This window comes from Magnetococcus marinus MC-1 (assembly GCF_000014865.1).
Classification (GTDB): Bacteria; Pseudomonadota; Magnetococcia; order Magnetococcales; family Magnetococcaceae; genus Magnetococcus; species Magnetococcus marinus.
On record NC_008576.1, the window covers coordinates 2393485 to 2414539 of the forward strand.

21 protein-coding genes are annotated in these 21055 nt (G+C 53.1%); 6 read left to right on the plus strand and 15 right to left on the minus strand.

Annotated elements, in window-relative coordinates:
• Positions 1 to 238: 238 nt before the first annotated feature.
• From MMC1_RS20005 to MMC1_RS09840, 4 genes are all read right to left on the minus strand, one after another.
• Positions 239 to 2386, minus strand: a complete 2148-nt coding sequence (locus MMC1_RS20005; RefSeq protein WP_011713573.1) for a bifunctional serine/threonine-protein kinase/formylglycine-generating enzyme family protein — start codon at positions 2384 to 2386, stop codon at positions 239 to 241.
• Positions 2387 to 2470: 84 nt separating this feature from the next.
• Positions 2471 to 3082, minus strand: a complete 612-nt coding sequence (locus MMC1_RS21640; RefSeq protein ID WP_011713574.1) for a hypothetical protein — start codon at positions 3080 to 3082, stop codon at positions 2471 to 2473.
• A gap of 319 nt (positions 3083 to 3401) precedes the next feature.
• The gene (locus MMC1_RS09835; protein ID WP_041641128.1) at positions 3402 to 3617 is read right to left on the minus strand and encodes a hypothetical protein; all 216 of its coding nucleotides are present in this window, start codon (positions 3615 to 3617) and stop codon (positions 3402 to 3404) included.
• 87 nt (positions 3618 to 3704) lie between these two features.
• Entirely contained in the window at positions 3705 to 4811 is a 1107-nt protein-coding gene (locus MMC1_RS09840) for a glycosyltransferase family 4 protein (protein ID WP_011713575.1), read from the minus strand.
• Between the two features lie 80 nt (positions 4812 to 4891).
• Between MMC1_RS09840 and MMC1_RS09845 the strand changes: the two genes are divergently transcribed.
• Positions 4892 to 5224: a hypothetical protein gene (locus MMC1_RS09845; RefSeq protein WP_011713576.1), complete on the plus strand. Its 333-nt coding sequence runs from the start codon at positions 4892 to 4894 to the stop codon at positions 5222 to 5224.
• On the opposite strand, the gene MMC1_RS09850 is transcribed toward MMC1_RS09845, so the two are convergent.
• Positions 5219 to 5617 carry a YbaN family protein gene (locus MMC1_RS09850; RefSeq protein WP_011713577.1) on the minus strand — a complete coding sequence of 133 codons (399 nt, stop codon included), beginning with the start codon at positions 5615 to 5617 and terminating at the stop codon, positions 5219 to 5221. The two genes, MMC1_RS09845 and MMC1_RS09850, sit on opposite strands and share 6 nt — an antisense overlap.
• A gap of 34 nt (positions 5618 to 5651) precedes the next feature.
• Complete coding sequence (locus MMC1_RS09855) at positions 5652 to 6902, minus strand: DUF1015 domain-containing protein (RefSeq protein WP_011713578.1); 1251 nt, start codon at positions 6900 to 6902, stop codon at positions 5652 to 5654.
• Positions 6903 to 7104: 202 nt separating this feature from the next.
• On the opposite strand from MMC1_RS09855, the gene MMC1_RS09860 reads away from it, so the two are divergent.
• The 3 genes from MMC1_RS09860 to MMC1_RS20010 all read left to right on the plus strand — a co-directional run bounded on the left by MMC1_RS09860 (position 7105) and on the right by MMC1_RS20010 (position 10874).
• Entirely contained in the window at positions 7105 to 7332 is a 228-nt protein-coding gene (locus tag MMC1_RS09860) for a hypothetical protein (RefSeq protein ID WP_011713579.1), read from the plus strand.
• A 147-nt stretch (positions 7333 to 7479) separates the two neighbouring features.
• On the plus strand, positions 7480 to 8343 hold the full coding sequence (locus MMC1_RS09865) for a phosphate/phosphite/phosphonate ABC transporter substrate-binding protein (protein WP_011713580.1): 864 nt from the start codon (positions 7480 to 7482) through the stop codon (positions 8341 to 8343).
• A gap of 155 nt (positions 8344 to 8498) precedes the next feature.
• Entirely contained in the window at positions 8499 to 10874 is a 2376-nt protein-coding gene (locus MMC1_RS20010) for an ATP-binding protein (protein WP_011713581.1), read from the plus strand.
• On the opposite strand, the gene MMC1_RS09875 is transcribed toward MMC1_RS20010, so the two are convergent.
• On the minus strand, positions 10869 to 11762 hold the full coding sequence (locus tag MMC1_RS09875; protein ID WP_011713582.1) for a hypothetical protein: 894 nt from the start codon (positions 11760 to 11762) through the stop codon (positions 10869 to 10871). The genes MMC1_RS20010 and MMC1_RS09875 overlap by 6 nt on opposite strands.
• Before the next feature lie 166 nt (positions 11763 to 11928).
• Here MMC1_RS09875 and MMC1_RS09880 point away from each other — a divergent pair, with 166 nt between their 5' ends.
• Entirely contained in the window at positions 11929 to 12972 is a 1044-nt protein-coding gene (locus tag MMC1_RS09880) for a glycosyltransferase (protein ID WP_011713583.1), read from the plus strand.
• A 249-nt stretch (positions 12973 to 13221) separates the two neighbouring features.
• Positions 13222 to 13587 (plus strand): DUF805 domain-containing protein, encoded by a 366-nt coding sequence (locus MMC1_RS09885; protein WP_011713584.1) that lies wholly within the window; start codon positions 13222 to 13224, stop codon positions 13585 to 13587.
• A gap of 12 nt (positions 13588 to 13599) precedes the next feature.
• On the opposite strand, the gene MMC1_RS09890 is transcribed toward MMC1_RS09885, so the two are convergent.
• From MMC1_RS09890 to MMC1_RS09925, 8 genes are all read right to left on the minus strand, one after another.
• Positions 13600 to 14535, minus strand: a complete 936-nt coding sequence (locus MMC1_RS09890) for a YbgA family protein (protein ID WP_011713585.1) — start codon at positions 14533 to 14535, stop codon at positions 13600 to 13602.
• Position 14536: 1 nt separating this feature from the next.
• Positions 14537 to 15358 carry a hypothetical protein gene (locus tag MMC1_RS09895; RefSeq protein WP_011713586.1) on the minus strand — a complete coding sequence of 274 codons (822 nt, stop codon included), beginning with the start codon at positions 15356 to 15358 and terminating at the stop codon, positions 14537 to 14539.
• 113 nt (positions 15359 to 15471) lie between these two features.
• Positions 15472 to 17115, minus strand: a complete 1644-nt coding sequence (gene pgi, locus MMC1_RS09900) for a glucose-6-phosphate isomerase (protein ID WP_011713587.1) — start codon at positions 17113 to 17115, stop codon at positions 15472 to 15474.
• A 157-nt stretch (positions 17116 to 17272) separates the two neighbouring features.
• Complete coding sequence (gene nfo / locus MMC1_RS09905) at positions 17273 to 18121, minus strand: deoxyribonuclease IV (protein WP_011713588.1); 849 nt, start codon at positions 18119 to 18121, stop codon at positions 17273 to 17275.
• A complete protein-coding gene (locus MMC1_RS09910) occupies positions 18122 to 18442 on the minus strand; it encodes a hypothetical protein (RefSeq protein WP_011713589.1) in 321 nt (106 codons plus the stop codon). It lies immediately after the preceding gene.
• 105 nt (positions 18443 to 18547) lie between these two features.
• On the minus strand, positions 18548 to 18880 hold the full coding sequence (locus MMC1_RS09915) for a hypothetical protein (protein ID WP_011713590.1): 333 nt from the start codon (positions 18878 to 18880) through the stop codon (positions 18548 to 18550).
• Between the two features lie 47 nt (positions 18881 to 18927).
• The gene (locus MMC1_RS09920; RefSeq protein WP_011713591.1) at positions 18928 to 20109 is read right to left on the minus strand and encodes a polynucleotide adenylyltransferase; all 1182 of its coding nucleotides are present in this window, start codon (positions 20107 to 20109) and stop codon (positions 18928 to 18930) included.
• Between the two features lie 4 nt (positions 20110 to 20113).
• Entirely contained in the window at positions 20114 to 20944 is an 831-nt protein-coding gene (locus tag MMC1_RS09925) for a hypothetical protein (RefSeq protein WP_011713592.1), read from the minus strand.
• Between the last annotated feature and the right edge of the window lie 111 nt (positions 20945 to 21055).

Below are 21055 nucleotides of genomic sequence, written 5' to 3' on the forward strand. Positions count from 1 at the left end.
GGCGCGCTTGGTTATACAATTGAGCGTGCTCCCATACGCAGCAAGCGCAGAGTGCCGTGAGTATACAGTCATGCGACAGCTGCTTGTGCGGAACCGCAAAACAGACCAGTCTCATCCCGCTTAGCGCGGGCTTGAAGATGATCGCGTGCTTGCTTGGTCGGACGAAACAGGCGCAAGGGCGATATATCCCCTCGAACTAAACGGATGAGCGTCTTGCAGGCTTGCACATGAGGCTTGGCTAAGAGGCGTTTGGACGCAAGACCAAACGGAAACCCAAGGTGCTACTTTTGGAGGTTGGGGAGACCCGGTTCCGATAGGCGACCCGGCAGGCTTTGACCGTGCTACGCCAGCTCCCCCCACGACAGATGCGAAATTCGCCAAACGGGGCACCTATGGGGTTGCGCACACCATGGGCACCCTTTTTATAAATATCATCCCCGTACCAATCCTCGACCCATTCCCATGTGTTACCCAACATATCATACAGACCCCAAGCATTGGCCTGTAACATACCTACCGGGTGGGGAACATCCCCAGAGTTTTGGTTATACCACGCATAGTTATGCAGCTCGGACATATCATCGCCAAAATGAAATTGGCTGTCACAACCGGCTCGCGCGGCATACTCCCACTGGGCTTCGGTGGGCAGACCCATATTCAAGCCACTGCCACTCATGCGGGTAAAATTACGCAGAAAACTCTGGGCATCCTCCCAGCCAATACCCGAGGCGGGCAAGCCATCGTCCATATTTTTACGCTGCTTGCCAACATCCGCATGGTGCACTTTATTCCACGCCGCCCAAGTTACCGCATGTTGTGCTATCCAAAAACCATCCAGCTCAACCGCATGCACCGGTGACTCGTCGGAGCGCCAGCCCAACACCCCTTTATTACTGCCCATCTGGAACAAACCAGAAGGAATCCACACAAAATTGAGTTCTGTAATCGGCTCCTGCCACACCGTGCCAGGTTGGGGGTGACTGGGCAGCGGCTCACGCGCTTGTGGGACGACAAAGGCAGCCGGTTTAGGCTCTGGTGTGGTCACAGCAGCCGCTTTTCCCTCCGCAGCGTGCGTAGGCGCAACCCCACTATTATTGGATAGTGTGCCAAATTCGTTGATAGAGGCCACAAAACTGCGCCAAGCATTTTTCTTTTTAGCCTTTTTAGGGGGCACCGCATCACTGCCCGAACCGGCATCTTGCGCCGCATCTTGAGCAGGTGGGATGGCCGCTTGGGCGGCTGGTGGAAGGCTCTCTTGGGGAGCGGCAAGCTCGACCTGGGGGGAATCTACCGCTGGCGGTGAGAGCGGTTGCCCAGCAGGGGCCACAACTCGGCTGGGCTCGATCTGTGCAGGGGGGGCTGACACTTTGGCTGTGGCCGTGGGTTGCGTTGCCGATGGCAGGGCCATCGCCGGGCTCTGTGTCTGTGGCTGAGCCTTCGCCGGTGATGACGCCGTTGCAGCCGTCCGAGGCGCCGGTGATGCAGGCAAGGTTTGCCCCTCAAACAGCTTCGCTTTCCATTCACTGACCGACTGGGGGCGATCGGTTTCTAACACTTGCAAAGCGAGATCAATGTTTTCCAGAAACGCAGGATTATAACGATCTTTGGCCACATCCACCGCGCGGATCATGGGGTCGGGCTGGTTGCGTAGCTTGGCATTGATGCGCAACGCGGCATCCATGGGTTTTTTGCCCGTTACAGCATGGTAAAGCACAGCCCCCATAGCATAGATATCGGTCCAAGGACCTTGCCGCGAACCGCTACTATCGTATTGTTCAAAAGGGGAGTAACCCAAGGTCAGCAGGCTGGTCATATGTTGATCGGTCTGCCCCAGCGCCTGCCGCGCCGAACCAAAATCCAGAATAACCGGTTTACCATCCCTGCGGATTAGAATGTTGGCAGGTTTGAGATCACGGTGGATAAAGCCGGTTTCATGCAGGGTTTCTAACGCGGACAACAGAGGTAACAAGAGCTGACGCAATTGATTTTCAGTAAGGGTTTTACGCTGTTTAAGGATGGCATCTAAGCCCTTGCCCTCGGCAAACTCCATGACCATATAGGCGGTGTTATTGTTTTCAAAAAAACTTAGCACCCGCACAATGTGGGGGTGTCGAAAGCGAGCCAAGGTGCGGGCTTCGCCCAAAAAACGATCCAGCCCCCAACGAAAGGTCTCCTCTGCTTCAGGCGAGTTGGGCTGAACAGATTCGCTCTGATCACGGCTGGCAAAGGCTGACGGAAGATATTCCTTAATCGCCACCAACTGATCTAAATTGGTGTCTTTGGCAAGATAAGTAATACCAAAGCCCCCTTTTCCCAGGACTTTGACAATCTCATACCAGAGGATCTGCGCACCATCTGGGAGCGAATCGTTAAACTTAGATGCCATTATGTAGCCGCTTTGAGACCTTTCCCCTCGAATAGCAACCCCTAGTAGGAGAACACGCTTTAAGCTGCTTCAAGCGTTTGCCACTCAGCAGGATTGACCCCTAACAGTCCAAGCTGCTTTAAGCTGGGCAGCTTGATCGGTCAACTCATCCTCAGAGAGATTGGACTCCTCCCACGCTTGAGCATCAACCTTAGCACGCGTCATCTGCTGCGGTGCAGACCACGCTTCGACCTCCAACAGAGGCAACAGCTGTTCACCGTCCCCTCCACACAGGGCCATCTCCTCCAATAAACCATCATCACCGTAACCACCTTGGTAGGATGAAACGGCTAAAAAAGCCTGCACCTTACTGGTGCAGCACCGTAATAAAAAGTAGAGGCCGCCGATGAACATCACCACCCCTTGAAGCAGCAGCAACATCCAGCAATCGTACTGCGACTGCTCAGCGCGGGTCGTCATGCTACATCGTCTAAGCTGTCTGGCTTCAGCATTTTCTAAACTACGCTTCATCTCGCGCTGCAAGCTGTCGCAATGCCGTTCAAAGCGTCTAAACTTACTGCCGTTGCGTGGGACGACATGCTGCCGACCCAGGGCGCTTTTACGCTCTAGGGTAGGTGCTAGCCGATTGCAACAGCCACGCAAATGGGCCCCACGCACCCCGGCGGGATGCTTGAAGTATGCATGATTCCTCGTCATGGTCTGCCACCCAATCCTTGGATCTATTTACTCTTGCTTAAAACTCAACCGAGGGATGAAACAAGTGGCTCCCCAGCGCACCTATCTACCCCATCAATTCCCTTATCTTAGCCGGATTTTGTTTTTTTATTATGGTCAGAATGGTTGTCTGAGAGGATTTATCACAAAGCCTCTCACCTTTACCAATCTGCCATCCGGTAAGCTCTTTTCAACACCCTATAGATCTACAACAAGCACCCTATGCGAGGCAAGGCGATATACGGTCATGCCCCTCTTTTTTTTGATTTAAACCACCCCAACACAATCTGACAGAGGGATCTTACACATAGATATCCACCCGAGGGGATTTATTGGCCCGACGTGCATCATTTTGGCGGGCGCTCTGCTCGGCTTTTTGCACACCATCGTGGGCCTGCGTCACGGCCTCGGTTTTACGCAGTGCAGAGCCGTTCGCCAGCGCTGATCCGCTATTGGAAGGCTGCATCGTTCGAGATGGATGCCGCACCCAAGCAATGCCCGAACCTACTGCATCCATCCTGCACCCCCTGCTGTTCGGCCAGCTCTGGCCTTGTGAAAGAGCATGCCCTAAGGGTACGGTGAAACCCCGCCAAGGTCCACCGCTTTATGGTAAAACAGCGTAGAATTGCTGTTCCATACGCGCCAACATATGGCTCAGCCCGAACTGCCGTTTGGCATCCTGCGCCGCCTGGGTGGCAAGCAGATCCCGCTGAACCGGATCCTCCGCCAAATTGAGCAGCACTTGCGCCAGCAGATCGCTGCGCTTGGGTGGCACCAACAGCCCATTGCGACCATGGTAGACGATTTCGCCCATGCTGCCTGCGGTGGTCGTGACGCAGGGCAAACCACAAGCCATGGCCTGCATCAACGCCTGGGGCACCCCTTCATTGGCATAGGAGGGCAGACAAAACAGATCCATCGCACGCAGCCAAGGCACCACATCCCGCTGCTGCCCGACCATCAAGACCTGCTCCTGTATGCCTAATTGATGCACATGTTTCCGATAATCCGGCCCTTCTGGCCCATCCCCCACCACCAACAGGCGCATGTTGGGGGTGGCCATTTTAGAAAAAGCATCAAAAAGATAGAGATGCCCCTTCCAACTGCGCAAGGTCGCGACAATGCCAATAATAAACAGATCCTCTGGCAAGCCCACAGCGGCCCGTGCCTGCCTTTGCTCGCCTGGTTGAAACTGTTCCAAGTCAATGCCTGTCGGTATGGCGGTCACATGCTCCCTGGGCAGCCCATTATACTCCACCAACATGTCACAGATGAGCTCGCCGGTGGTAATAACATGCTGGCTTAGGGTGCCATACAGCCACTTGGTGGGGAGATTTTTTGTCACTGGGGCCGAGATATGCCGCAACCGGATAACCGGAATGGGCCGCGACCGCAAACGCGCCGCCAAAGCCGTTAACCAACTATCCGTAGAGCTGTGGGTGACAATCACATCCGGCTCATGCTCACGCAACCAACGGGAAATGGCGCGAAGCCCCCGCCACCCCTTGCGCCCTATGGGTAGCGGTGTCACCACCACTCCATAATCTGCCGCCTGTTGCTGAAGCAAAGAACCCTCGGCACAGAGAACAGAAACCCGATGCCCACGCTCCATTAACCCCTTGGATTCCGTTAGGATGCGAATTTCCTGTCCTCCCCAACCCATGGAGGCTTCGGTATGGACAATATGCAGGGGTCGTGGTGCCGTCACCATAAACTGAACCCAAAAAAAAGAGGAATTTTTTTAACCTATTCACACTCAAACCAGCAAAGGAACAAACCAGGAGACCACCCATGCACCATGACGATCTGGATTTTCCCCGCCTTCAGCCAGAGCTGCACGATGCTTTTTTAAAACTGCGCCAAAAGAGCTGCGTACCCAGTTATTTATGGCAACATCTACGTCAAACCCCCAGCCATGCAGAAACGCAACCCCTGCTCATGCGCCGCACCACCCTGCAACGTATCGAACCCTACCTCGCCCTATTGCAGCAGCATGGTTTTATAAGCGGCGTGCGCACCACCCCTCATGGCCAGAAAAAAGGGCTCTCTTACACCATCGTCGAAGGGGTCTCGCCTGACTTTCAGCAGGTCGCCACGGCGCTGTTTCCCCATGCCATGCTATAACAAAGGTTCGGTAGGCGGTGCGCTGGGACGGCTCCAAACAAACACCATCGCCGCAAACATAAGTGCCAGCACCAACCCCTTTAACCAAACGGCCATACCCGGTAGCCAGAGCAAGAAACCCGCACTCACCAGCATCGTCCCAATGGCCGCCATTTTAGCCCGCGTGGGAATCACCCCCCAGCGCTGCCAACGCTGTAGCGGGGGGCCAAACCAAACGTGGTGATAAAGCCACCGGTAAAGCTTGCCATCCCCTTTGGCAAAGGCCCATAAGGCCAACACCATAAAAGGGGTGGTGGGCATAACAGGCAAAAAAACCCCCACTACCCCCAGCCCAAAAAACAGCCATCCCAACGCTACCATCAGGTGCCGTGACCAACCCCTGCGAACACGCATTTAAAGCGCTCCGAACCGTAAGCCAGTATGCGTATTAAAAGCCCTGTGTTACCAGACCATCCCGCAGTTTAGGCTCAAACCACGTGGACTTAGGGGGCATAACCTGACCATCATCGGCCACCGCCATGAGATCATCCATGGTGGTGGCACACATGGAAAAAGCCACCGCCATCTCACCGCTATCTACCCGCGCCATCAAACCCGCCATACCCCGGATACCCCCTACAAAATCAATACGGGCGTCCCGACGCAGATCCTCAATACCCAAAATGGGCGCTAACAGATGGTCGCTCAACAGACTAACATCCAACCGTTTGGTGGGATCCTCAGGATCGGCAATCTCGGCTTTTAAGACCAGTTTGTACCACACTCCCTCCAGATACATACCAAAGGTACGGCGCTGATTAGGGGTGCAAGGCACACGTTGGGGGGTTATCTCAAAAGCCTCTCCAAGCCGCTCTAAAAAGGCCGCACGACTAAGCCCGCCCAAATCTTTCACCACCCGGTTGTAGTCAAGGATACGCATCTGATTGTCGGGAAAAAGAACCGATAAAAAGCGGTTGTGCGGGGCCTCTTCATCATCCCGTCCAAGCCCCTCCTCCACAAATCGGCGGTGCACCCGCGAGGCTGCTGCACTGCGGTGGTGGCCATCGGCCACGTAGACATGTGCTAAAGCATCAAAAGCCTCGGTAATCTGCTGGTTATCCGCAGCATCGGCACTAACCCAGAGGGTATGCTGAATACCATCCGGCGCCGTAAAATCGTAGATCGGCTCGCCCGCACACACCTTATTGACCAAATTGTCTATACGGACATTATGGCGGTAGGTCAGAAACACAGGGCCAGAGTGTGCCTTGAGCTGCCAAGCAAATTCGGTCCGGTCATTTTCTTTGTCTGGGCGGGTAAATTCATGCTTTTTAATGCGGTCGCTGTCATAGGCCTGCACCGAAGCGGCGGCCACCACACCGGTCTGCGCACGGCCATCCATAATCAACCGATAGACATAATAACAGGGTTGCGGATCCTGCACCAAAATGCCCTGCTGTTTAAGTGCCGCAAAATTTTCAGCGGCCTTTTGGTAAACCGCTGCATCATAAGGTGAGGTACCCACCGGTAGATTAATCTCCGCTTTGGAGACCCTAAGAAACGAATAGGGATTATCCTCAGCCATTGCCCGAGCTTCATCGGAATTAAGAACATCATAAGGGGGGGCTGCAACGCGTGAAACATGCTCCCGCAGGGGTCGCCATCCTTGGAAGGGTTGCACCAGGGCCAGTTGCGACATGGGATTACTCCTTAAACGGCACACTCTTACACACAACTCGCGGATATACGCTCCGCACTGGTCGCCATTATGGACATCTTGGCCCGGCTTCTCAAGCGCTTATCCCCAATACGCCTACAGAACACGCAATTTACTTGCAGCTTGGACATAAGCCCATGCAAAATCTTACCCATGAAAAAGGCAAGCCACTAAGGGAGTCAACATGCACAGCACCAAGCGCTATAAGTGGATTGGTACCTTGACAGGCATTGCCGCGGCTTTGCTCATTGCTCTTAATATAAGCATCTCAAAATATGCTTTTTTCCTCTACCTCACCAGTGCCATAACCTGGGCCATAGCCGCCTACCGCATGCAAGACCGCCCCTTATACTATTTGCAAGTTACATTTGTTATGGTCAATATGGTAGCTATTTGGCGTTGGTTTTTTTGATGTCCCAATGGATGACTTGAGAGCCCTAAACGGTTGTATGCAAATCCTGCTACCCGACAGTCCTTCTTCTATGGCATACTTTAGGTATCGTTGGTAAACGATCTCTCTTTACCCCTCGCCGGCGACAAAGGGCTAACAGGTGTAACGATGCGACTCTTCCGTCATCCCCCATGGTTAATCCTGCTGGTGGTACTGCTGGCCTGTAACAGCACCCTCGTTTTGGCAGCGGAACCCCTGATCATGGGCGTTTTCCCGCGCCGCAACGCCACCACCACTTACCAGATGTTTACCCCACTGACAAACTATCTAGCGACCCACCTAGGTCGGCCTGTGCGCTTAATCACCTCTAAAGATTTCCCCAGTTTTTGGCAGCTGGTTGAGCGGGAAGAGCTTGATCTGGTGCACTTTAACCAGCTCCACTACCTGCGTGCGCACCATGCGCATGGCTACAACGCACTCGCCATGAATGAAGAGTTTGGCTCAAGCACCATTCGCGGTGCCTTGGTGGTGCGCCGTCAATCCGGAATCACCCATTTGTCTGATCTTCGTGGCAAAACCATTATTTTCGGCGGTGGTCGCTCAGCTATGATGAGCTACGTACTCCCCATGCATCTGCTCGCTAACGCAGGTCTTTATAAAAAAGATTTTACCACACGCTTTGCCGTCAATCCGCCCAATGCGGTATTGGCATTGGTGCATAAACAGGCCGAAGCAGCCGGTACCGGAGATGTCATTTTAAATTTGCCCACCGTAAGATCACGGGTCAACACGGACGATTTAACCATTTTAGCCCGCAGTGCGCCGGTGCCCCACTTACCCTGGGCAACCCGTGGTAGCATGGCCCCTGCTTTGCGTGACCAATTAAGAAATATTTTGACCACCATGAAACAGGATAAAAATGGTGGTAAAGTGTTGCAGCATGCTATGCTTACCAACTTTATAAGTGCTAATGATGCCAGCTTTGACCCCCACCGTGAAATCGTCAAACAGGTTTTGGGAGAAGATCTTTAACACGCTTTGCTTGAATTCACGTGACAAAAAGCTTGTGCGCATGCTTTATCAGCCCGCACATTTATCCACCCCTGAGCATCTCTAATCCGATGTCGCAGGATGAACAGTCTCGTTGCGTCCTTTGGCGTTGAGACAGCAAAAGGGGTTTTGACCCTATGCGTTTTGGACTTTCAACGCGCTTTATTTTCTTTATCAGCGTGCTGCTGACGGTTGCTTTTGTCGCCAGCGGGGTGTTGATTATGCAGTTGGAAAAGCGCTTCATGGCGAGTCAATTTTCCCAGCGTGCCGATGCCTTGGGCAACTTTGTCGCAAAAATCGCCCCTGAATCCATTCTCTCTTTCGATGTTGTGCAATTAGAGCATTTTGCCGAAATGCTCATGGGTCAACCCGATCTTATTTTAGCCGCCATCGTTGACCGCAGTGGCGCACCATTGGCTATTCACCTGAATGAAAGCCTCCCCCGTCCACTACACTTTAAATTTCGCGGTTCCTTATTTGAAAGCGCCACCTTTAAGAACCTCATTGCATTCTACAAAAACCACCCGCAAGCGATCTATTTTTCCTATCCTATCCGCCACCAATACAACCTGCTCGGTGAGGTGTTAATCATTTTGGATAGCTCCTCGCAAAGAGAGGTGCAGCACAAAATTTTTCTACAACGGATTATCGTCGCCATTGGTGTCATTTTATTGGTGGTTCTCTCCCTCTATCTAGGGTTTAAACGCTATATCTTAAGCCCCATTTTGGATCTGGTCGAAGGGGCCAATCGCATGGCCCATGGCAATTATAAAGAACCCATTCCCCGTACCACCAAAGCAGAGTTGGATACGCTCACCGTCGCTGTTAACCATATGATGCTCAGTATTCGCACCAACACCGAAGAGTATGCCAAAATTTTTCGTGCGGTCGAACAGAGCCCAGCCTCGGTGGTGATTACCGATGCTCAAGGCAATATCGAGTATGTTAACCCAAAATTTTGTCAGCTCACCGGCTACAGCGCCCAAGAAGTGTTGGGGAAAAATCCCCGCCTGTTAAAAAGTGGCGAGATGAGCCCTAATTTTTATCGGGATTTGTGGCATACCGTCACCACAGGTTTGGAGTGGCATGGTGAATTTTATAACCGCGCGCAAAATGGCTCGCTGTTCTGGGAGGCCGCCTCGATTTCTGCCATCCGTTCTGAGCAAGGCAAAATTACCCACTTCGTCGCGGTAAAAGATGATATCACCGCCCGTAAAAAACTGGAACGTGAGCTCCAACAAGCCCGGGATCGGGCAGAGAGCTCTAACCGCGCAAAAAGTGAATTCCTGGCACTCATGAGCCACGAAATTCGCACCCCCATGAATGCCATTTTGGGTATGTCAGAACTACTGGCCGAGAGCAATTTAAGTGGCGAACAGCGCGAGTTGTTAACCGTACAACGCCGTGCTGCATTGGCCTTGCTGGATCTAATCAACGACATTTTAGACCTTTCACGGGTAGAGTCAGGCCGTTTGGAGTTGGATCATGCCCCCATGCATTTACCTGATTTTTTTATTGAGATACAGGACCTGTTTCGCCAGCAGGCGATCAAAAAAAATCTGGCCTTCTCCATCACCCTAGAAGATGACTTACCTAAAACCTATTTTGCAGACCGAGCGCGTTTACGACAGGTCATGATCAATCTGGTTGGCAACGCCATTAAATTTACCCAACAAGGTGGTGTTTGGATAAGTGTTGAGCGACTGAGTCAACAGGGAGAGATGGTCAAGCTAAAATTTTCTGTGGTCGATAGTGGATGCGGCATCCCCAGCGAGGCCCAATCTCAAATTTTTGAGCCCTTTACCCAAGCCGATGCCTACGTTACCCGCCACCATGGGGGGACAGGTCTTGGGCTGACCATCAGTCAACGTTTAGTGCAGCTGTTTGGGGGCACCTTGCAGGTGGAGAGCACCCCAAACCAAGGCAGTCGTTTTTCCTTTATCCTTATATTGCAGGTGACCACCGAAGAGCGCTCAACACAACCCAATACACAGGCGCAAACCACCCCCGAGCCTAACACCGCACCATCCAGCGGAGCTCCGAATGCTCGTATCTTGCTGGCGGAGGATATGCCAGATAATGCACTATTAATTAAACGCTTTTTAAAAAATTACCCCTGTGAATTAACCCTTGTTACCGATGGCAGACAGGCGGTGGAGCAATTTTGCCGCACCACAGCCCATTTTGACTTGGTATTGATGGATATGCAGATGCCGGTCTTGGATGGTTATAGCGCGGTTAGGGAGATCCGCGAGTATGAAGCGATCCATGATCTAGCCCCCACCCCTATCTTGGCACTGACCGCCCACGCGCTTAAAAATGATGCCGAAAAGAGCCTCGCCGCTGGGTGTGATGAACACCTTACCAAACCCATTCGTAAAGAGGTACTCTTGGCCGCCATTAGCCGTCACCTCTCCTTAGCCAAACACGACAAGCCTCAACAGCATGTTATAAATGATATTTTACCAGCCCCCTCACGTATGCCGCAAGAGCCTGACCCCAGTGCTTTATAAAAAGGGATTTTCCATATCTTCATCCGCACTCTCCACCGGTGCGGTAAGCTGCCCACTGGCACGTGCTTGACGTTGGGCATAGCTGCTGCTCACATTAAAATCCATTAAGACCGCCTGCGCCATAGAGAGTCGCTTGGCCTTGACCATCTCACCGGTAAAACGGGAGTGTATGCCGCTACCATCATGCCCACCCGACACCCCATCATAACTTCCCCCCTCTTCACTAAGACGGTAGGATTCCACCATATTAATAATCTGTTGCAGTAGCTCGTCGAGGCTGGCAGGCCGGTTGGTGCGGATAAATTCTGCCAAAAAGCCCATTTTATCGTCACTAAAAGAGTGCTTTTCACCGCTTTGCTGCAAACATTGGCACAACAGCGACAAGGCTTCGGGCCGATCCCAAACCCGCTCCCTGGCCACTCTCCGCCCTTGTAACAAGGCCTTCCCCTGAGCCAACTCTACCAGCAGATCCTCTACCGCTGGGGGGATAGCCCGCCCCACCCCCAACAGGCTTACATAACGCTCAATAACAATCTCTGGCAGATCAATTGGCCCACTGCGCTCTTCAAAAGCCCCTACCCCTTGCACACCCTGAGCAACCAGTGTGGCCACCAGTTGACGCTCTTCCGTGGGGCTCAGACCTGCCACCGGCAAAAAGGGTTCGCAGGCCAGTTTATGGCTATCATCCGGTGTATATAGGGGAGAGAGCAGCAGCTCCTGTTCAAACTCCTCCATCTGCGCCAAAGTGGCGCGGTCCAGGGCATCCAGTGGGTTTTCTACATCAAACTGAGCAACCAATTGACCCGCCATCTTTACGCCTAACAGGCGCTGTTCTTGCAGTTGCAAGCCAATGGTGGCCGTAAGTTGTGGTAGGTCAGGGGCGGACATCGTTACTTCCCTTCGCTTAGCTGTGGCATCTATCGCCGCGCTGAGAAAATCGTATCGGGCTGGCGTTAATCTACCTGTTATGGACACGCCAAGCCAAGATGAGTTCACAAAAGCTTAACTTCAAGGTATAACCGTCTGACACAACTGGGAAGTGAGCCTTGAGAACATGACCGAATCCCCCGCCATTTCTGTTTTGATGAGTGCGTACAATAGCGAGGCCCATTTGGGCGCCGCTGTAGAGAGCATTCTTGCGCAGACGGAGCGCACCTTTGAGTTTTTGTTGCTGGATGATGGCTCCAGCGATGCTAGCTGGGCGCTCATTCAGCAGTTTGCGCGCCGCGATCCGCGCATTCAAGCCCTACGCAATCCCCACAACATGGGGCTGACCAAAACCCTTAATCGTGGTCTACGCCTTGCCAAAGGTACCTATATTGCTCGCCTAGATGCGGACGATATTGCCCTACCCCAACGTTTGCAACTGCAAAAGGCGTTTTTAGATCAGCACCCAGCCATTGATGTGGTGGGGGGGGCGATTCAATGCTTTATTGATGAGCAGGGCAACCCCTTACCCAAGCAGCCCCCCCCGTTGGTGGTAGAGCCTTGGGCCATTGCTTGGCAGACCCGGCTGCGGGCTATGTTGATCCATCCAGCGGTCATGTTTCGCCGTGAGGCGATTCTGGCCATTGGTGGCTATGATGAAAACTACCCCTACAGCCAGGATTTTGCCCTGTGGGGAGAAGCCGCCCTTCTGGGACGGTTGGCCAATCTCTCCACAGCGGTTATCCAAAGCCGACAAGCCCCCAGCCGCATCAGCTGCCGCCACCAGCAGCAGCAGCAAATATTGGCGCAGCGCATAGCCCAGCGTAACCTCACCCCCTACTGGCCCGAGCCCACCCCCCCCACCCTGGCTGATATTGAACGGCTGCGTTTTTTAATTCAATTTATTCCCCAACACGATGCCCAAGCCGATTTTTCCCGCGCGCTTAAACTGCTGCAAAGTTTTCAAAATTTTTGCCAACAACACCCTGGACCAGCCTCCGTTCAAGCCGCCCAGCGGGACCAATTGGCGGCCCATCTCTTGGCCATCATCCCCCTCCACAATCTAGCCCAAGCGTGGCAGAGCGGATTGTTGCCCGCCCTTCTCCGCATCGCCCCGCGCTGCTGTTTCAAACACCTTGGGCAGCGCCTCCAGCGGCGTCTGTTCCGCTAACCCATGTTTAACAGCCTATTGCATAAGATCTTAAAATACAGTTTGTTACGATGTATAATTTTCCGAGTGGCACGACAAACTCGGAAAATTCCTGTCCAAGATGTTGCCGCCGTTGCATAAGACGCATCTTGGCGGCCCCTGCCGTAGAGACTTGAATCGCTGCACCGAGCGCGGTAGATTGGCTATAAGCAAAAGGGAAGCTCCATAATTTAGGCACCGCATGCTGGAGAACAGGTATTTAGACAAACCATGTTTATGTTTGCCCAATCACTCTCAATCGAAGGGCGCCTAACCCGTAAACATTATGGGTTTTATTACCTTTCACCGATCCTACTGCTTAATGTGCTGTTGGTAATGATGCACCTTTCTACCAGCATATCCCCCACGCTCCACTATTTTTGGTTCTGTTTTTCCGGCCTATTTTTAATCATTGCCAGCATTAAACGCCTACATGATCGCAATAAAACCGGTTGGTGGTTGTTACCCATGTTGCTCATCCCTCTCGTGGGCTGGGTTTGGCTTATTGTCGAACTCGGTTTTATGCAGGGCTGTCGTGGTAGCAACAGCTATGGGCGCGATCAACGCACCTATGCAAAATCCACTGAAATCGCCTGACCTTACCCACGCTTAAACGTGGTTACGCAGTTTCAGCTCCGCCGGGTGCGGCTGCAAATACCACTGCTGAGCCAAATAGTCGATCTTAAATTTGCGCACATAGTGGTTAACCAAGGTGATGGGCACAATGAGCGGAATCAACTGCTGATGGTACTGCTCAAACAGATCGGTAAGCTCCTTTTTTTCATCCCCACTCAACTGCTTTTTAAAAAATCCCATTAAATGGTAGAGCACATCCACCTGCTTTTTTACGGTGGCCAATTTGCCCAAGGCCAACATTAACCCCTGCCCATAAGCTTGCAGTGGCACGGTATTACCGGCATCACTCACCAACTTGCCCAATTGGCGCATCTGCACCGGATCGTGGGCCATAATCAAAAACTTATGCTGTGCATGAAACGCCACCAAATCTTTGGCCGCCCCACCACGCGCCAACAAGGTTAACCAGCGGTCATAGACAAACACCCGCTCAATAAAATTCTCCCGCAAGGGGGCGTCATGCAAGCGCCCCTCCTCCTCCACCGGAACCAACGGATTTTGCGCTATAAAAGCTTGAGCAAACAGCCCAACCCCCTTGTGGCTGATCGTCACCCCATGCTCATTATAGAGTTTTACCCGCTGCATGCCGCAAGAGGGCGATTTGCTCTTAAAAATAAAGCCACATAACCGCTGCCCTGCCAGCGCTTGGGCTTGATGCTCACTCCACTGGCGCAATGGTTGGGTCAGATCCCGGCGGGTTCGCACAGAGACCAGCTTGGGCTGATCTTCGCCACCCTCCAGATGCATGGCCTCTCTTGGTATACCCAACCCCGCCTCGACTTCTGGACAGAGTGTGGTGATTTGAAAATAATCACGCAAGGTATGGGTGATATAGCGGTCCTGTTTGTGCCCACCATCGTAACGCACTTCATCCCCAAGTAAACACTGGCTTACCCCAATCATAATCATGTTATGGCTCTCCCTGCTTAGAGCGTAGATGGGCTGTTATCCCAAGCCCTCCGTGTGCATCCACATGCATTTGCCACTGACTCTGCTCCAAAGGCCCACAGAAAAAGTCGGGCCATTGCCAACGATCCTGTTCCAAGGCGATATACCGCACATGCTCCGCCGAACGATCCGCCAACAGCAGCCAATATTTGAACGCCCTGATTCCTACTGCTAACGGTTTTTGGTCCAACACGACCCCGGTATGCTGTTGCAGATAAGCCGCACTTTGGCGCAAACCCGACTTTTCGACACAAAGGTAATGCCATGGCATTTGAAAATGTTCGCGCATTGCCATACTCTTAAACACGCCCTTTTGCTCATCCATCGCGCTGGTTTCTAGCCTGGCCATCAAGGATGAAGGGGGGCGCTCAGCTGTAAATTGGACATAACAGCGCTGCATGTGTGGCCCTAAACTCAGCTGTACCGACAGCGTTACCAAGCCATAGAGCAGGATCACTGCATACAGCGGCCATCCCTCCATTTTATGGGTACGCCGATCCCACCACAAAAGCCACCCTATACTGACCATACCCACAAGGGTTAGGAACATGCTCCAATACATAAAATGGATGCACGGCGCCCCCAACAGTGCATAGAGTGCCAGCCCACCCAATACCATCAGTGTCACCAATACGGAACTGCCGCAGCTAAGCATCCCCCGCATCCGCCCTAAAGGTAACTTGCTGATAAGCAGCAACAGCCACAGCATGCCTTGGGTAATACCGATTATAAGCATGGTCGCCTGGGTAAAATCCCACGGCTGCATGGTCTCGGCCAGGGTCATGTTCGATCCCGTCTACATAGTAAAAAAAGAGCAGGCACAAAGCCTGCTCTTAGAATGACACATTTTTCTACAAGGGTCACTCCGCAACCCTTACTTCGGCTCATCACACCCCATTACTCAGCCAACCACGCTTTATAATGGTTGATTAAGCCATTGGTAGAGCCATCGTGGGAATGAACCTCACCTGGAGTGGTAAGTTCGGGGAGAATTTTTTTCGCCAACTGCTTGCCCAACTCGACCCCCCATTGATCGTAGGGATTAATCCCCCACACCATACCCTGCACATGGATGGTGTGTTCATACAGAGCGATCAACTGCCCCAAAGTGTATGGGGTAAACTGCCGCACCAAGATAGAGTTGGTGGGGCGATTGCCATCAAAGACCTTATGGGGCACAAGGGCCTCCAATGCTGCACCATGCAGACCGGCCGCCTCTAACTCTTGGCGCACCTGAGCGGCGGTTTTACCGGTCATCAGTGCCTCGGTCTGCGCAAAAAAGTTGGAGAGCAGCTTGGCATGATGATCCCCAACCGGATTATGCGTGTGCGCCGCCGCGATAAAATCCGCCGGCACCAAACGGGTGCTTTGGTGGATCAATTGGTAAAAGGAGTGCTGCCCATTGGTACCTGGCTCCCCAAACAAAACAGGACCCGTGGTGTAGTCAACCCGCGCACCATCGCGGGTAACATATTTACCATTAGATTCCATATCCGCCTGTTGAAGATAGGCCGCCAACCGGTGCAAATATTGATCATAGGGCAGCACGGCAAACGATTCTGCCCCCAGAAAATTATGGTTCCAAATCCCAATCAGCGCCTTAATCACCGGCATGTTGCTCGCCAGTGGGGCGGTGCGAAAGTGTTCATCCATGGCATAGGCGCCATCGTGCAGCGCCATAAAGCCCTCAAATCCCACCGCAATGGCAATGGGCAGCCCAATGGCTGACCACAAGCTATAGCGTCCCCCTACCCAGTTCCAAAAGGCAAACATGTTGTCGGTATCAATACCAAAGGCCGAGACCGCCTCGGCATTGGTTGAGAGGGCCACAAAATGTTTACGTACCGCCGCCTCACCCAATTGAGCCACCAGCCAATCCCGCGCCGTATGGGCATTGGTTAGGGTCTCTTGCGTGGTAAAGGTCTTGGAGGCCACAATAAACAGCGTGGTTTCAGCATTTAGCCCTTTTAGGGTCTCGGCCATATGGGTGCCGTCCACATTAGAGACAAAATGCACCGACAAACCCGGCTGATGATAAGGCTTGAGCGCCTCACACACCATCACCGGCCCTAAATCTGACCCGCCAATGCCAATATTGACCACATCGGTAATGGCTTGTCCGCTCTGGCCCTTCCATGCGCCACTGCGCACAGCCTCGCTAAACTGGCGCATCTGCTGCAAAACTTGGTTGATAGCAGGCATCACATCTTCGCCAGCCACCCGGATAGGACGCCCTGAGCGGTTGCGTAGGGCCACATGCAGCACCGCCCGCCCCTCGGTTTCATTAATGGCCTCACCGGCAAACATACGGTCGCGCCACCCCTCCACATCCTGTGCCCGGGCCAGATCCAGCAACCGTGCCATGGTCTCCGCAGTGATACGGTTTTTGGAGTAGTCAAACAGCAGCTCCCCCTGTTGCAGCGAAAAACGGCTAAAACGCTGTGAATCTTGATCAAACAGATCCCGCATCTGCACCGAACGGTTCTCTTCTAAGTGGGTTTGCAGGGCTTGCCATTGGGGCAGTTGGGTCAAGCTGGACATGAGACGTCTCCAAAAAAGCGGCTAATCCGACCTATCGGGGCATTGTAACCCTTTTCACAACAGCCTGCATGATCGCACTGTAACATTAGGCGACAAATTTGCAAAAAAAGGGGGGCACAAGCCCCCCTTTTTGTACGACAGGCCACAATCGCCCCCGTTAAGGGGATTCTTGCATAGCATAGAGCAGTGCAATCTCCTGCGCCCAGAGTGATTCATCAATGGTTTCCAAAATCAGGGGAATGCCATCCAGGCGGCCATCATTCATAATCAACCGAAAGGTCTCCAGCCCCAATTTACCCGCACCTAGGCTATGATGCCGATCCACTTTGGCCCCCAGATCGGGTTTTGAATCATTAAGATGCATGCCCCGCAAATAGCTAAAACCCACGACTTGCTCAAAGGTATCCATGGTTTTAGCGTAGGCTTCTGCCGTGCGTAGGTCATAGCCTGCAACAAAGGTGTGACAGGTATCCAAACAGACACCAATGCGGCTTTTATCCTCCACACCTGCAATAATATGCGCCAAATGCTCAAACCGATAACCCAAATTTGAGCCCTGCCCCGCCGTATTTTCAATCACCGCCACCACCCCGGAGGTACGCTCCAACGCTCGGTTTAAGCTATCCACAATCAGGTCTAGGCATTGATCCTCATCCACTTGGCGCAAATGGCTACCCGGATGAAAATTAAGCAACGGTAGACCCAATTGGGCGCAGCGCTGCATCTCATCCACAAAGGCGTCCAGCGACTGCTGCCGCTTGGCGGCATCGGGATTGCCCAAATTAATCAAATAGGAGTCGTGAGGTAAAGTCTGCTCTGGGACAAAGCCATATTCGTCCATGCGTCGTTTAAACAGCTCAATTTGCGCATCGGTTATGGGCTTGGCTGTCCATTGCCGCTGGTTTTTGGTAAACAGTGCAAACGCTTTGGCCCCTATTGCCTGCGCGTTTTGGGGGGCATTTTCCACCCCGCCAGAGATGCTAACATGCGCACCGACATATTTCATTTACTTCTCCTGCTTGGTTTTTCCTGGCTGGCCCGACCCACGCAACGAAGCCTCAAGAGCCTCCCAAGCCCCCATTTGGTCATCCCCCTGCAACCAAGTCAAATCCGCCTGCATGCCATCATTATCCTGTGCATAAGTGGCTGGATCAGGCAAACGATCGTGCCTGTTAACGGCTGGGGCTGCTGGCGCGTGCCGCGCTGCTGTGGAACCGTCGCCCGTAAGATGAGTGGAGTGACGTACCAATCCATCCAGGGCCGTGGCAAAGGCGCGCATGGCACCACTTAAACCACCTGAGCGATTGCGTGTGGGGTCCACCATCATGGCTCCTCTGTCTACCGATGGCTCGGAAAAAGGGTTGCCCAAACAAAAACGCCCAGCGTGGGCGTTTTTGTTTACCAGTGGTCGAGTATACGGGAAAGGCGGGGGTTACGAACGGATAAAAAGTGAAACAACAAATAACAGGGTAAAGATAACAATACTGATCACCAAACCAGAGTTGCTATCCTTCTTAACCGTATCCACCCGTTTTTCTATGTGAGACTGGGCTTTATGGTTGCGTGCCAAACCATCTTTTAGGTCTTTGACACTCTTCTGCACCTTAGCCCACTCTTCTGGGTTGGCTGCGCCTTCCCCAGAGATTAACTTGTCGACCTTGACACGCATCGCTTCGATATCTTCTTCCATGAGGGTAAAACGCTTATCAAATTCCACGACGAACTTGAGCAGCATTTCATTTTTTTCAGGAGTATTTTCCGACATGACTCAACCTCACCGCGCGCCAAAACCGATTCAAACCATTGCCATCGCTACCACAAATGGGGCCACTGCTGGCGTAATTGCTGCAAACGCTCAAATTTGAGCCTTTGGCCAAGCTCTGCTCCCTTATATCCATCGGCCATAATGGCCTGGGGCTTTACTGATTGCCAAATTTTCATTGCTTTTTTTATGCCAAGCAACCGATCAGCCCCATGAAAAAGCGTCTGTTCGATCTGACACAACTGCAAAAACTGTGCGGTGCGGGGCTGACGCAGCCCCCCGTGCAACCCCTCTAACAGCGCGTACAAACCCTCGACATCCGCCGTTACCGATGCCATACCAACCGACAAATGGCTGAGCAGCCAAGCGGCTTCCCTTTGCAACCCTTTGGGCAGCGCCAGCCGTTTCGCCAAGGCATGCAGCCAGACATCCCCTTGAGCTTCTTCCCCGGCCTGGGCCAAAAGATCCCATAACCATGCCACCAACCGCACCGTTACATCCCCCGGCTGCGCACAGGCCATGGAGAGTCTGCTAAACGCACACGCCGCCGGATGCAACCGTTGCGAGGGTATAAACTCAACCCCGATCTGCTGAACAAACTGGGCGAAGCGATCCCCACGGGGCTCCAACAAGCCTTTTTGACTCTCCCGCCACACCCGCTCTGGACAAACATGGCCCAACTCACCCTGAGCAACCAGTTGACGACAGAGCCGCTCCGTCGCCGGGTCTACCGCAAACCCCATGGGGGCCAAACGGGCCAACAAGCGCGCCACCCGCAAAACTCTTAGCGGATCTTCGGCAAACGCTGCGGTAACATGCCGAAGTGTACGGTTTTGCAGATCCTGCACGCCCCCATAAGGGTCAATAAGCTGCCCATCCAGGGTACGCGCCATGGCGTTGATCGTAAGATCCCGGCGGGCTAAATCCTGCTCCAGCGTCACCGTGGGGGGAGCCTCCACCGCAAAGCCAAGATAGCCACACCCCTGCTTACGCTCACGGCGGGCCAGAGCATACTCCTCTTGCGTGTAGGGGTGTAAAAAGACAGGAAAATCCGCCCCCACTTTTTTATAACCAAGCTGCTGCAATTGCTCAGGGCAGGCCCCAACCACGACCCAATCCTGATCCCTCGGTCGCTGCCCTAATAGACGATCCCGCACCGAACCACCCACCTCATAGAGCATGACCCCAGGTAACCGCTCCAAACCGAGATGGTCATACCGAGTTTGCGCCACTTGATCAAACCAGCGCCGCTTCGCGTATGGCCTGCAACCACACCAAGCCCTCAACTTCATCATGGACAGCTGGCATATAATCCTTGAGCACATATTCGGAGGCATAAACCTTTATGGTCAAGGGCGGCCAATGCTCCCCCTGCATGGGTACCCGTAACTGGACCACCGCAAAGCGAATGCCCTCCACCTCGACCCAATCCACCTCTTCGACCACACCACGCAGACCATAATCGTCCAAGCTCTCTTCAGCGCGAATGAGAAAATGGGACCCCTTGAGGGGGATTTTTAAGGTACGCGCAGCCTCCTCCATGCCCCCATCCTGCTCATCATGGGCTACCGCATTGAGGGTTTGCTCGTCAACCTCAATCACATGACGCTGCGCCGGACGTAGTGAGTAGGCCAGACCCGCCATGCTATAACCGTAATACTCCCCCGCCTCCAACTCCATTTCACGAAACGCATACAAGGGGTTAAAAGCGGTGATTGCACGCCCTTCGCCCACCTGTATACGCTCCCAAAATGCCCCGTCATCATCGGCTTCAACCGCCTCAAAAATTGCGGTATTTTGCCCGCCGCTGTAGAGAAAAGGGTAAATTGCCACCATTTGACGGCTCTCATCCTCATCCACCGCAATCAACATCAAAAAGCGCAAGGGCCCCTCGTCGGGATAGTATAAGCCCATCAAGGTTGCCTCATGCGAAGCACCATTCTCTCCATGCTTAAAGCGGGTGGCCATGGGCCAAGGCTCAGCCTCGGCCGTAAAGCGATGCACCAATCCCCGCAGCCATTGATCAAAATCAGGTAGAATGGCACCCCAATGATAGCCGTGTTCCATGATGAGCTACTCCCACTACAGACAATACGCGAGATCGCACAGATCACAATCTGCGGACAAACAAAAAAGGGCCGGACTTTTGACAAGCCCAACCCTTTTAAATTCTGCTTC